Raw genomic sequence first — 12,516 nt, 5'->3', positions numbered from 1 at the left:
GGCGCGTCACTTCTTGCCGGGGGCCTTGCCGTCCCCGGAGTCGGAGGAGAGCGCGGCGATGAAGGCCTCCTGGGGAACCTCCACCCGGCCCACCATCTTCATCCGCTTCTTGCCTTCCTTCTGCTTCTCCAGCAGCTTGCGCTTGCGGCTGATGTCACCGCCGTAGCACTTGGCGAGCACGTCCTTGCGGATCGCCCGGATGGTCTCCCGGGCGATCACCCGGCTGCCGATCGCGGCCTGGATCGGCACCTCGAACTGCTGGCGCGGGATCAGGTTGCGCAGCTTCGCCGCGATGGTGACCCCGTAGTTGTACGCCTTGTCCTTGTGCACGATCGCGCTGAACGCGTCCACCGGCTCGCCGTGCAGCAGGATGTCGACCTTCACGAGGTCGGACGCCTGCTCGCCCGAGGGCTCGTAGTCCAGCGAGGCGTAGCCCTTGGTACGGCTCTTCAACTGGTCGAAGAAGTCGAAGATGATCTCCGCGAGGGGCAGCGTGTAGCGCAGCTCCACCCGGTCGGCGGAGAGGTAGTCCATGCCGAGCAGGCTGCCCCGGCGGCCCTGGCAGAGCTCCATCACCGCGCCGACGTAGTCGTTCGGGGTGAGCACCGTGGCGCGCACGACCGGCTCGTACACCTCGGCGATCTTGCCCGTGGGGTACTCGCTGGGGTTCGTCACGACGATCTCCTGGCCGTCCTCCGTGATGGCCCGGTAGACCACGTTCGGCGCGGTGGAGATCAGGTCGAGGTTGTACTCGCGCTCCAGCCGCTCCCGGATGATCTCCAAATGCAGCAGGCCCAGGAAGCCGCAGCGGAAGCCGAAGCCGAGCGCCCCCGACGTCTCCGGCTCGTAGTCGAGCGCGGCGTCGTTGAGCTTGAGCTTGTCCAGCGCCTCGCGCAGGTTGGGGTAGTCGGAGCCGTCGATCGGGTAGAGCCCCGAGTAGACCATCGGCTTCGGGTCCTTGTAGCCGCCCAGGGCCTCCGTCGCCGGCCGGGAGTTGATGGTGATCGTGTCACCGACCCGGGACTGACGGACGTCCTTCACGCCGGTGATCAGGTAACCCACCTCGCCGACGCCCAGCGCGTCGGCCTTCACCATCTCCGGCGAGATGACGCCGATCTCCAGCAGCTCGTGCACCGCGGCGGTGGACATCATCTTGATCCGGTCCCGGGCGCTGATCCGCCCGTCGATCACCCGGACGTAGGTGACCACGCCCCGGTAGACGTCGTAGACCGAGTCGAAGATCATCGCGCGGGCGGGTGCGTCGGCGTCGCCGACCGGGGGCTTGAACTGTCGGACGATCTCGTCGAGCAGGTACGGCACGCCCTCGCCGGTCTTGCCGGAGACCCGGATGCAGTCCGCCGGGTCGCCGCCGATCAGCCGGGCCAGCTCCTCGGCGTACTTCTCGGGCTGGGCGGCCGGCAGGTCGATCTTGTTGAGCACCGGGATGATGTGCAGGTCGTTCTCGAGCGCCAGGTAGAGGTTCGCCAGGGTCTGCGCCTCGATGCCCTGGGCGGCGTCGACCAGCAGGATCGCGCCCTCGCAGGCGGCCAGCGACCGGGACACCTCGTAGGTGAAGTCGACGTGGCCCGGGGTGTCGATCATGTTGAGCACGGCGGTCTCGCCGGCCCGGTCGCCCTCCCGGATGGTCCAGGGCATCCGGACGGCCTGACTCTTGATCGTGATGCCGCGCTCGCGCTCGATGTCCATCCGGTCGAGATACTGCGCACGCATCTGCCGGGGGTCGACCACGCCGGTGAGCTGCAACATCCGGTCGGCCAGGGTCGACTTCCCGTGGTCGATGTGGGCGATGATGCAGAAGTTCCGGATGCGCGCCGGGTCGGTGGCACCAGGAGCGTTCGCGCCGGAATCGAGCGTCGGTGGCACAGCGGTCCGTTCTGGTCGGCTGACGTGAGCAGGCCGGCGCGACGCCGGCCCCCTCTATGCTCCCACGTCGCCGCCGCGCACCCGCTGCGCGGGCGATCCTCGCCCGGAGCGCACCCGGCGACAGGCCGGCGAGGGACCCGCACCGGCCGTTCGGCCACGCCGTCCCCGCGTGGCCGGCGAGCACCGGGGACACCCCGGCCCTGCCGGGCGCCGCACCGCGCCCGGCCGGATCACTCGGCGGGAGGCTCGACGAAGAGGGCGGCGAGCCTGGGCAGCCGTCGCCTCGCCTCCTCCTCGTCGTCGAAGTCCCAGAAGTCGTTGAGGTCCGGCACGGGCGCCGGCTCCCGGTCGGCCGGCAGGTCGGCGGCGGTGGCCCTGCGGTACGCGTCCCACGGCACCGCCAGCATCTCCTCGGCCGAGAACTCCTCGCCGCTCAGCGACGCCGCCCGGACCTGCGGCAACGCGGCCAGCGAGTCCGGGTCGGCGACGGCGCGGGCGAAGACCTCGCGGCCCTGGGTCATCAGCCAGCCCCGGAAGTGGTGGAAGCCCTCGTCGGAAACCCCGCCGTTGATCAGGTAGGCCGCACCCCACAGGTCGGCCTTGTGCGAGGCCGCCAGCACCCGGGCCTGGTGGCGGGCGTATCCGACGATGTCGTCCGGCTCGCGCTCGGCGAGCAGGGCGACGGCCCGCGCGGCGACCGCGTGCGGCTCTCCCCCGCCGCCGGCCCGGGCCCGGTCGATCAACTGCCAGAAGTCGTCGGTCCTCATGGCCTGGCAGTCTGGCAGACCGCGCCGCCGGCCCCGTCCGCAGCGGAACACCCCGGCGGGTCGCCGGGCCCGGTCGCCCCGCGCGGCGGTGTCCCGGTGCGGGGCGGCCGGCGGGCCGGCAGCATGGTGGCGTGACCCCCGCGTCCCCGCCCCCGGTGCCGTACCACGCGACCGCCCGCCGGCCGGCGTGGGAGACGCTGCCGGCGACGCTGCGCGCCGCGATCGGCGACCGACTGGGCGCCCCGGTGGTCGCCGCCCGGATCGCCGGCGCCGGCTTCACCCGGGGCTTCGCCGCCGTGCTCACCACCGCCGCCGGGGACCGGGCCTTCGTCAAGGCGGCGGCCACCGCCGAACAACCGCGTCTGGTCGACTGGTACGCCCGGGAGGCCGCCGTCCTCGACCGGCTCCCCGACGGCCTGCCGGCCCCCCGCCCCCGCTGGACGCTGGACGAGGCCGGCTGGTTCGCGCTCTGCCTGGACGCCGTCGACGGCCACACGCCCCGGCTCCCCTGGGATCCGGCCGAGCTGACCGCCGCCCTCACCGGGTACGCCGAGGTCGCCGCCGCGCTGGCCGCGCCCCCGGCGGCGCTGGCCCGGCTCGGGCTGCCCCACCTCGCCGACCTGGCCCGCGAGGACATCCTCTGGTGGGGCGAGGTGGCGGCCGGCCGGGAGCCGTCGCCGCCGCTGCCCGCGCCGGTCCGGGACCGCCTGCCCGACCTCGTCGCGCTGGAGTCCCGGCTCCCGGCGTACGCCGCCGGGGCGGGCGGCCTGATCCACGGCGACCTGCGGCTGGACAACGTGCTCATCGACGGGACCGGCCGGGCCTGGCTCTGCGACTGGACCTGGCTCTGCCACGGACCCGCCTGGTTCGACCTGGCCGGCCTGCTCCTCACCGCGTACGCCAGCGGCCTGGACGCCGACGCGCTCTTCGCCCGGCATCCGGCAGCGGCCGGCGCGCCCCCGGACGCGTTGGACGCCACCCTGGCCGCGCTGTCCGGCTACTTCCTCACCACGGCCGCCTCGGCGCCCCCGACGGCATCGCCGCACCTGCCGGCGCACCAGCGGTGGAGCGGCGAGCAGTCCCTCCGCTGGCTCGCCCGCCGGCAGGGCTGGACCTGACCGCCACACCGGCGCCGGCGCGCCCCCCGGGTACGGGCCGCACCCCGACTCTCCCACGTTCCCCCGGGCGCGGGCCGCACCCCGACTCTCGCGCGCTCCCCCGGGTGCGGGCCGCACCCCGACTCTCCCGCGCCGGCCCGCACCACTCCCGCCTCTGCCCGCGCCACTCTCCCGCGCCGGCCCGCACCACTCCCGCCTCTGCCCGCGCCGCTCTCCCGCCTCTGCCCGCGCCCGAGTCCCGCGTCCGCCGCGCCCGACTCCCGCATGCGGCCGTGTCGGCTCTCGCACGGTCGCATCCGCGTCCCTCCCGTCCGCGCCGGGGTTGAGGGCCGGGCGGGACGCGGGCCCCACCAGGGCGGGGCGGAGCCGTTTTGGTTCGTCCCGGGCGACCTGGTAACCTGGCTATTCGCGCAGCGATGACGCATGCTCGTCGCGCGCACAAGCTGACCAACCCGAGCTATCAAGACGAGGCTGTCGCGTGGCGAACATCAAGTCCCAGATCAAGCGCAACCGGCAGAACGAGAAGCGCCGGCTGCGTAACAAGTCGGTCAAGTCGTCGCTGAAGACCGCCGTCCGGAAGTTCCACGAGGCTGCGGAGGCTGGTGACGTCGAGAAGGCCACCATCCTCATGCGCGACGCCTCGCGCAAGCTGGACAAGGCGGTCAGCAAGGGCGTGATCCACTCGAACCAGGCCGCGAACCGCAAGTCCGCGATCGCCAAGCGCGTGGTGTCGCTCTCCGCCTGACGCGGCGACCTCAGACCTGACCGGAAGCCCCGGGCACTCCCCGGGGCTTCCGGCTGTCTGCGCTTTCTGCGTTCCGCACCCGGCCGGGATGACCCGGTCGGGCATTCGTCGTGCCGGCGGCCACGCGCGCCGGGCGCGTCCCGGCGCGTCAGCCGCCGGTCCGCTGCTCGCCGGGGCCGTGGCGCTGGCCCGGCTGGCCGGGCCGACCGTGCTCGGCGCGGGCGGCCCGCGGCACCGGCTCGGCCGTGACGACCACGCCGGGCACGCTGTGCGTGATCCAGTCGACCCTGGCCCGCCCGACCACGGGCTCCATCTGCCGACGGAAGCGGTCCCGCTCCTGCTCCGGCACGAGGGCCGCGGAACGGACCACCACGGCGGCCACCATGTCGTTGAGCTTCACCATCACCGCCACCGTGGCGGGCAGGACGAGCACCGCCCACCAGGTGACCAGCTCGGCGAGGGCGAGCAGCGCGGCGAGCGCGACGGCACCCTCGAAGAAGAGGAAGCAGAGCACCCCGCCCGGGTTCACCACGCGCAGCCCGAGGACCCGGGCGTAGAGCGGCCGGTAGCGCTCCTCGTCGGCCGGGACCATGGCCCACGAGCCGCGGGGCGCTCCGCTCACCGGGCGCCGCCCTGGCGGGCGGCCGCCACCGAGAAGACGGCCCGCTCCAGCGCGTACGCCCGGTCGTCCGCCCCGCCCTTGACGGCCGCGTTGCACTCGGCGGCGGCCCGCATCGCGTGGACCAGGCCCTCGGGCGTCCACCCGCGACCCTGACGCTGCGCCCGCTCGATCTTCCACGCCGGCATGCCCAGGCTGCTCGCGAGCTGGTAGGGGCTGCCCCGCCCGGCGGACGCGACCCGGGCCACGGTGCGCACGCCGTCGGCGATCGCGTCGGCGATCGGCACCGGGTCGACCCCGACGTGCAGCGCCCAGCGGAGCGCCTCCAGGGCGGCCGGCACGTCGCCGACCATGGTGGCGTCGGCGACCGTGAAGCCGCTCACCTCGACCCGACCCCGGTAGTAGCGGGCGACCGTGTCGGCGCCGATGCGACCGTCGGTGTCGGCCATCAGCTGGGAACAGGCCGCGGCCAGCTCGCGCAGGTCGTTGCCGACCGCCGCGATGAGCGCCTCGGCGGCGTCGTCGGTGCACTTCCCGCCGGCGCGGCGGATCTCGTCGCGGACGAACGCCACCCGCTCGCGGTGCCCCTTGAGCTTGGCCGCCGGGACGACCGTCGCGCCGGCCGCCTTCAGCCCGTCGGCGAACGCCTTGCCCTTGGCGCCGCCGAGGTGCAGCACGACGAGCTGCACCTCGGGGTCGGGATTCTTCGCGTACGCCAGCAGGGCGGCCACGAGGTCCTTGCGGGCGTCCTGGCCGGCGCGCAGCACCAGCACCCGCCGCCCGCCGAAGAGGGAGGGGCTGAGCATCTCGGCGATCTCGCCGACGGCCAGGGAGCCGGCCTGGTACTCGCGGACGTCCACGTCGGGGTCGACACTGCGGGCCCGGGCGACGGCTTCGGTGACGGCGCGCGTGGCGAGCAGCTCCTCGTCACCGAGGACGAGCAGAATGGGAGCGAGGCTGGCGGCGGTCACGCCGCCCATATTCGCACGGCCGGCGGCCGGATCCAGCCTGCTCATCCGCACTGTGACGGCAGAGCCCGCACTCAGTGCAAATCCAGACATTTATCTCAGTCCACCGCCAAAGCCGAGAATCGGCATCGATCTCCTACCGCTGTCGGCCCGGCGGCGTGCCGCGCGTCACGACCGCGAGACCCGACCGGCCGAGCACCGCCGCCACGTCCCCGTCGGTGTCGGTACGCAGTACCCGCGCCCCGCCCCGGGCCAGCCGCCCGAGCACCGCCGGGTTGGGGTGCCCGTACGTGTTGCCGACCCCGACCGGCACCAGGGCGACCGCCGGGCGGACCGCGTCCAGGAAGGCCGGATCCTGGTAGGCGGAGCCGTGGTGCGCCACCTTCAACACGTCGGCCCGCAGCCCGCCCGGCGCCGTGCCGTCCAGCAGCGCCCGCTGTTCCTCGGTCTCGGCGTCGCCGGCGAGCAGGATCCGCACTCCGGCGACCGTGGCGAGCAGCACCAGCGAGTTGTTGTTCGGGTCCGACCGGGTGCCCCGCAACGGGTACGGCGGCCCGACGACGACCAGGTCGACCGCGCCCTCCCGGTAGCGCCAGCCGGCCGGGGCGGCCACCACCTCCGTGGCGTGCGCCGCCGCCTCGGTGCGGACCAGGTCCCGCCCCGCCGCCGGCTCCGGCCACCGCGGCGCGAGCACGGCATCCACCGGGCGTCCCCGGAAGACTCCCGCCACACCGCCGGTGTGGTCGGCGTGGAAGTGGCTGAACACCAGCAGCGCGACCTCCCGTACGCCGAGCCGGCGCAGGCAGCCGTCCGCCGCCGCCGGGTCCGGCCCGGCGTCGACCACCACCGCCCGGCCCGGGGCCACCGGCAACACCACCGTGTCGCCCTGGCCGACCGCGCAGGCGGCGACCACCCAGTTCACCGGGGGCCAGCCGGGGACCGCCAGCCGCACCGGCAACGCGCCGGCCACCACCGCGACGACGACCACCGCCACCAACCGGCGGACCACCGGGCGCCGCGCCGCCACCAGCAGCGCGAGGGTCAGCCCGGCCAGCAGCAGGGCCCCGGTCACCCCGCCGGGCCACGGCAGCGTCCCGGCGGGCAGCCGCGCCCCGTGCCGCGCCACGGTGACCAGCCACCACGCCGGCCAACTGGCCAGCCACGCGAGGAACTCCGCCCCGGCGGGCCAGAGGGGCGACACCGCCGCCGCCAGCACGCCGAGCACCGTGGCGGGCGCGATCGCCGGCACCGCGAGCAGGTTCGCGGGCACGGCGACCAGGCTGACCGTGCCCGAGATGCCGGCCACCACCGGGGCGCAGGCGAGCTGCGCGGCGGCCGGTACGGCCAGCGCCTCGGCGAGCCCGGCCGGCACCCCGCGGCGGCGCAGCCCGTCGCGCCACCTCGGGGCGAGCAGCAGCAGACCACCGGTGGCCAGCACGGAGAGGGCGAAGCCGGGGTCGCCGGCCAGCTCCGGGTCGAGCAGCACCAGCACGGCCACACCGGCGGCCAGGGCGGGCAGGGCCGCCCTGGGACGCCCGGCCGCCAGGGCGGCCAGCCCGATCGCGCCCATGGTGGCGGCCCGCACCACGCTCGGTGACGGGCGGACCAGGATGACGAAACCGACCAGGGCCAGCCCACAGAGCGCGGCGGCCAGCCAGGGGCCGGCCCGGGCCCATCGGGCCAGCAGCAGCACGGCACCGACGACGATGGCCACGTTGGAGCCGGAGACGGCGTTCAGGTGCGTCATCCCCGTGGCCAGGAAGTCCTCCTCCACGGTGGGCGGCAGCCGGCTCGTGTCGCCCACCACCAGTCCGGGCAGCAGACCGCCCTGCTCGTCGGGGAGCGGCGCGCAGGCACGTTGCAGGCCGGCGCGCAGCGCCCCGGCGGCCCGCTGCGACGTCGGCGCTGCGCCGTGCGGCTCCGGCGGGCCCGCCGCGCTCAGCACGGCGGCCGTCAGGTCCCCGCCGCGCGGGGCGGCCAGTCGCCCCTCGGCGGTCAGCCGTTGCCCGGGCAGCAGCCCTTTCCAGGCCGGGTCGGCGGCGAGGACCAGCACGCGGACCGGCGCGACGACCCGCCGGCCGTCCGGGCCGGTGACCCCCGCCAGGTCGGTCGGCACGAGCAGGGTGGCCGGCCGCCCCGCGACACCGCGTACGGGACGGGGATCGTCGCGGACGACCAGCTCGGCGGTGACGACGGCACGCTGCTCCACCAGGGCGCGCACCGGCCCGGCGTCGCGGACGGACACCCGGGCGGCGGTCGCCGTCGCGCCGCAGACCACGCCGATCAGCACCGCGACGGCGATCCAGCCGTACCGCCGGACCGGGGCGGACGGCCGGCCGAGAACGCCGGCCAGGTGCAGCCCGGCGACGCCGGCCACCCCGGCGGCCACCCCCGCCAGCAGCAGCGTCGCGCCGGCGGTGAGGTGGAGCCCGGCCAGCGCGGCGAGCCAGGCCGCCACGGCCAGACCGGCCAGCCGCAGATCCGGCCCGTCCGCGACCCGCTCGTCGGGGCCGTCGGCGGCACGGGTCATCCCGAGCCCGCCGGGCCAGCCGCCCGTCGTCACACCGTCACCAGGTCCTTGAGCTGCTCGTAGCGGGCGTCGCCGATGCCGTCGACCTGGCGCAGGTCGACGACCGAACGGAAGCCGCCGTGCTGGTCGCGGTGGGCGAGGATGCGCTGGGCGAGCACCGGGCCGACCCCGGGCAGGGCGTCGAGCTGCGCCAACGTCGCGGTGTTGAGGTTGAGCCGGCCGCCCGGTCCCGGGGCCCCTCCCGGCGGCGCGTCGGGCGCCGCCCCGGGCGGTGGCGCCGCGCCCGGCGGTGCGGCGACGCCGACCAGGATCAGCTCACCATCGGTGACCTTGCGGGCGGGGTTGAGCAGGGCCACGTCCACCCCGGGCAGCGCCCCGCCGGCCGCCTCGACGGCGTCGGCGACCCGCGCGCCGGCCGGCACCCGGACCAGCCCCGGACGACGCACCTTGCCGGCGACCGCGACCACCAGCTCGCCGTCGGGAGACGCCCCCGGCTCCACCGGCCCGCCCTCAGACGCCACCGGCGGCCCGGCGGTGGCCACCGGCCCGATCGGTTGTGCCTGCGGCCGGGACAGCCAGGCCCAGAAGCCGGCGGCGAGCACCACCAGCACGGCGACGACGGCCAGCGCCCGCACGCCCCGCCGCCCGGGGTCGAACGCACCTGGCCCCGGCAGCCGGGAATGCGTCACCGCCTCGGCCGGCACCGCCGTGGTCTCGGCCGCCGGCTCGGGTTCCGCCGCCCACCCGGCCGGGACCGCCGCGGCCTGCCCGGCCGGGACCGCCGCAGCCCACTCGGCCGGGACCGCCGCCGGCCGCTCGCCCGAGATCGCCGCCGGCCGGGCCGGGACCGGGCCTGCCAGCAGCCGGCGCAGCCGTTCCCGGACCACCGTCTCCTCGTCGTCTGACACGTCGCGAGGCTAGGACCACGGTGGCCGCCCGGCGGGTCGTCGGCGGGTTGGCTGTGGACGGCGGGGACCCCTGTGGACAATCGCCTGATCATGCCCGAGCTGTGGTAGGCCCCGGAACGCCGCAGGTCAGTGGGCCTCGGGATCCGGGCCGAAGACGGATCGTCCCCCGTCGACCGGCAGGGTCACCCCGTTCACGAAGCCCGCCGCCGGTGACAGCAGGTACGCGACGGCCTCCCCCACCTCCTCCGGCCGGCCGATCCGGCCGACCGGGTGCAGCCGGGTCAGCTCGGCGTCGATCCGTTCCGCCGCGGCCGGCTCCTGCCCGGCCAGGAAGGCGGCGTGCCGCTCGGTGGCGATCGACCCCAGTGCCACGGTGTTGGTCCGGATGCCCCGTGGCCCGTACTCGACGGCCAGCGACCGGGTCAGCCCTTCGACGGCGGCCTTCGCGGTCGCGTACGGCAGGCAGCCGGGCACGGGCCGCCGAGCCTGGTGGGAGGAGACGTTGACGATGGCCCCGCCCGTGCCGGCCGCCAGGAAACGGCGCACCGCCGTCGCCGCCCCGACCACGGCGGGACGGAGGTTGCGCCCGATCAGGTCGAGCACGTCGCCGACCGGATCGGTGTGCAGCGAGGCGTCCCGGAACACCGCCGCGTTGTTGACCCAGCCGGTGAGCGGCCCGGCCCGTTCCGCGAGGTCGGCGGCCCGGGCCGCGACCTGCTCGTCGGCGGCGTCCCCGACGACCGCCACCAACCGGTCGGCGGCGGGGTGCGTGGTCAGCCACGCCACGGCGGCGGGATCGCGCTCGACCACCACGACCGTGTCCTCCGCGCCGAGGAGCCGCTCCACGACGGCCCGGCCGACCCCTCGCCCGCCACCGGTCACCACGCAGGACATCGCATCCTCCCCGTTCCAGTCGGCCGCCGACCGCGCGTCCGCGACCCCGCTGCCCCGTCCGGTGGGGCAGCTCGACAGCGTCAGCGCGGCATGTCCGTCGCGGTTCGACGCTACTCGGCGGCGGGCGGGCGGCGGTGCACGACCACGCAGGCCAGGCCCGGTCCGGCGTGCGCGGCGACCACCGCGCCCGCCTCCGAGACGTACGCGTGGCGCAGGCGGCCGCCCAGCCGGGCGGTCAGCGTCTCCAGCAGGGCCTCCGCCCGCTGCGGCGCGGCCAGGTGGTGCACGGCCAGGTCCACGTCGCTGTCGCCGGCCGCCTCGACGGCCAGGTCGACGAGGCGGGCGACGCCCCGACTGGCGGTGCGCACCTTGTCTTTGACGACGATCGCGCCGTCCGGCATGTGCATGATCGGCTTGACCGAGAGAGCGGTGCCGAGCAGCGCCTCCGCCGCGCCGATCCGGCCGCCCCGGCGCAGGAACTCCAGCGTGTCCACGTAGAACCAGATGCTCGTGCGGCCGATGGCGTCCAGCGCGGCGTCGCGTACGCCCGGCAGGTCCTCGCCCCGCTCGGCGGCCGTGGCGGCGACGACGGCCGGGAAGCCCAGGCCCATGCCGGTCGAGCGGCTGTCGACCACGGCGACCCGGTCCCCGAACTCGGCGGCGGCCAGCCGGGCGGCCGCCACCGTGCCGGAGAGCTCGGCCGACAGGTGCACCGAGACGATGCCGTCCGCGCCGGCGTCGAACAGGTCCCGGTACGTCTGCGCGAACTGCTCCGGGGCGGGGCGGGACGTGCTCACCGAGACCCGCCGGCCGCCGAGCGCCCGGGTGGCCTCGGCGGGGGTGGTCTCCACCCCCTCCAGCCCTTCCGCGCCGTTGAGCACGACGGTCAGCGGCACCACTGTCAGCCGGTGGGCACGCAGCAGCTCGGGCGGGAGGTAGGCGGTGGAGTCGGTGACGACCGCGACGGGCATGCCCGGCACGCTAGCCGATCCCGGCGGGGAACGCCGGGGTCAGATGGCCTCGGTGGTGGCGGGCACAGTGATCAGCCCGACATTGTGGGCGCGCAGGTGCCAGCCCCGGGCGTCGTCGTGCCGCAGCTCGGTCCAGTGGCAGTTGGACAGCGACCCCACGGTGCGCAGCACCGCGTGCTCCCAGCCGAGCAGTTGGCCGACGCCCTGGCGGGCGCCGCCGCCGTGGGTGGTCACCACGACGGTGCCGCCGGGAGCGAGGTCGGCGGCGTCCTGGAACGCCGCGCCGACCCGCTTGCCGAGGTCGTCGAGGGTCTCGATGCCGGCGCCCGGGTCCGGGTCACCGGCGCGCCAGCGGGCGTACTCGGCGGGGTGACGCTCGGCGGCCTCGGCGAGGATCAGCCCCTGCCAGAGCCCGAAGTGCCGCTCCCGCAGCCGCGGGTCGGTGCCCACCGGCAGCCCGGTCAGCGCGGCGAGCGCGGCGGCCGTGTCCGCGGCGCGGCTCAGGTCGCTGGCGACGATGGCGTCCGGCCGCAGCGCGGCGAGCAGGGGCGCGGCGGCGCGGGCCTGCTCGCGGCCGAGGTCGTTCAGGGGCACGTCGGTCTGCCCCTGCACCCGACCGGCGGCGTTCCAGTCGGTGTTGCCGTGCCGCCAGATGATCAGGCGGGTCATTCCGCGGCGGCGGAGCCGGAGCCGGGCTCGGCGTCGACGAGATCCCGGTCGACGAACGGGATCGTGGGGCAGTCCTTCCACAGCCGGTCGAGGGCGTAGAACTCGCGCTCCTCGGTGTGCTGGACGTGCACCACGATGTCGACGTAGTCGAGCAGCACCCACCGGCCGCCCCGCTCGCCCTCGCGCCGGACCGGCTTGGCCTTCTCGGGCAGCTGGAGCAGGCGCTCCTCGATGGCGTCGACGATGGCGAGCACCTGCCGCTCGTTGGGAGCCGCGGCGAGCAGGAACGCGTCGGTGATGGCGAGCTGGTCGCCCACGTCGATGATGACGATGTCCTGCGCCTTCTTGTCGGCCGCGGCCTGGGCGGCGGCGATCGCCAGCTCGTGAGCGCGTTCGGAAACTGTCACCGTTCTCCTTCGATCAACCGTGCGATCCTCCAAGCG

General features: G+C 75.8%; 12 protein-coding genes. 2 read left to right on the top strand and 10 right to left on the bottom strand.

The genetic code is table 11. The annotated features are described in order from the left end of the window. Nucleotides 1-6: 6 nt before the first annotated feature. Nucleotides 7-1,884, bottom strand: coding sequence for a translation elongation factor 4 (gene lepA, locus ACSNOB_RS12860; protein ID WP_393112220.1), 1,878 nt, complete (start codon nt 1,882-1,884; stop codon nt 7-9). A gap of 230 nt (nt 1,885-2,114) precedes the next feature. After that, complete coding sequence (locus ACSNOB_RS12855; protein WP_393112218.1) at nt 2,115-2,651, bottom strand: DUF4240 domain-containing protein; 537 nt, start codon at nt 2,649-2,651, stop codon at nt 2,115-2,117. Nucleotides 2,652-2,782: 131 nt separating this feature from the next. On the opposite strand from ACSNOB_RS12855, the gene ACSNOB_RS12850 reads away from it, so the two are divergent. Both ACSNOB_RS12850 and rpsT read left to right on the top strand, forming a co-directional pair. Then, nucleotides 2,783-3,769 carry a phosphotransferase family protein gene (locus ACSNOB_RS12850; protein ID WP_436686861.1) on the top strand — a complete coding sequence of 329 codons (987 nt, stop codon included), beginning with the start codon at nt 2,783-2,785 and terminating at the stop codon, nt 3,767-3,769. A 478-nt stretch (nt 3,770-4,247) separates the two neighbouring features. After that, on the top strand, nt 4,248-4,514 hold the full coding sequence (gene rpsT / locus ACSNOB_RS12845) for a 30S ribosomal protein S20 (protein ID WP_091104033.1): 267 nt from the start codon (nt 4,248-4,250) through the stop codon (nt 4,512-4,514). Nucleotides 4,515-4,662: 148 nt separating this feature from the next. Here rpsT and ACSNOB_RS12840 read toward each other — a convergent pair whose 3' ends face one another. The 8 genes from ACSNOB_RS12840 to rsfS all read right to left on the bottom strand — a co-directional run bounded on the left by ACSNOB_RS12840 (nt 4,663) and on the right by rsfS (nt 12,480). Beyond that, a complete protein-coding gene (locus ACSNOB_RS12840; protein ID WP_436686877.1) occupies nt 4,663-5,106 on the bottom strand; it encodes a hypothetical protein in 444 nt (147 codons plus the stop codon). A 26-nt stretch (nt 5,107-5,132) separates the two neighbouring features. After that, nucleotides 5,133-6,113 (bottom strand): DNA polymerase III subunit delta, encoded by a 981-nt coding sequence (holA, locus tag ACSNOB_RS12835; RefSeq protein WP_393112316.1) that lies wholly within the window; start codon nt 6,111-6,113, stop codon nt 5,133-5,135. A gap of 124 nt (nt 6,114-6,237) precedes the next feature. After that, a complete protein-coding gene (locus ACSNOB_RS12830; RefSeq protein WP_436686876.1) occupies nt 6,238-8,631 on the bottom strand; it encodes a ComEC/Rec2 family competence protein in 2,394 nt (797 codons plus the stop codon). Between the two features lie 29 nt (nt 8,632-8,660). Further along, entirely contained in the window at nt 8,661-9,539 is an 879-nt protein-coding gene (locus tag ACSNOB_RS12825) for a helix-hairpin-helix domain-containing protein (RefSeq protein WP_436686860.1), read from the bottom strand. A gap of 126 nt (nt 9,540-9,665) precedes the next feature. Beyond that, nucleotides 9,666-10,433: an SDR family NAD(P)-dependent oxidoreductase gene (locus ACSNOB_RS12820; RefSeq protein WP_436686859.1), complete on the bottom strand. Its 768-nt coding sequence runs from the start codon at nt 10,431-10,433 to the stop codon at nt 9,666-9,668. 110 nt (nt 10,434-10,543) lie between these two features. After that, nucleotides 10,544-11,404, bottom strand: a complete 861-nt coding sequence (locus ACSNOB_RS12815) for a DegV family protein (protein WP_436686858.1) — start codon at nt 11,402-11,404, stop codon at nt 10,544-10,546. Nucleotides 11,405-11,443: 39 nt separating this feature from the next. Next, nucleotides 11,444-12,073 carry a histidine phosphatase family protein gene (locus ACSNOB_RS12810; RefSeq protein WP_393112210.1) on the bottom strand — a complete coding sequence of 210 codons (630 nt, stop codon included), beginning with the start codon at nt 12,071-12,073 and terminating at the stop codon, nt 11,444-11,446. After that, entirely contained in the window at nt 12,070-12,480 is a 411-nt protein-coding gene (gene rsfS / locus ACSNOB_RS12805) for a ribosome silencing factor (protein ID WP_393112208.1), read from the bottom strand. Before rsfS ends, ACSNOB_RS12810 begins: the two co-directional genes overlap by 4 nt. Nucleotides 12,481-12,516: the final 36 nt, after the last annotated feature.

Source organism: Micromonospora sp. URMC 106, from assembly GCF_051386395.1.
Lineage (GTDB): Bacteria > Actinomycetota > Actinomycetes > Mycobacteriales > Micromonosporaceae > Micromonospora.
The sequence above is the reverse complement of the archived record's forward strand: the minus strand, read 5'-3'. Positions and strand labels throughout refer to the sequence as shown.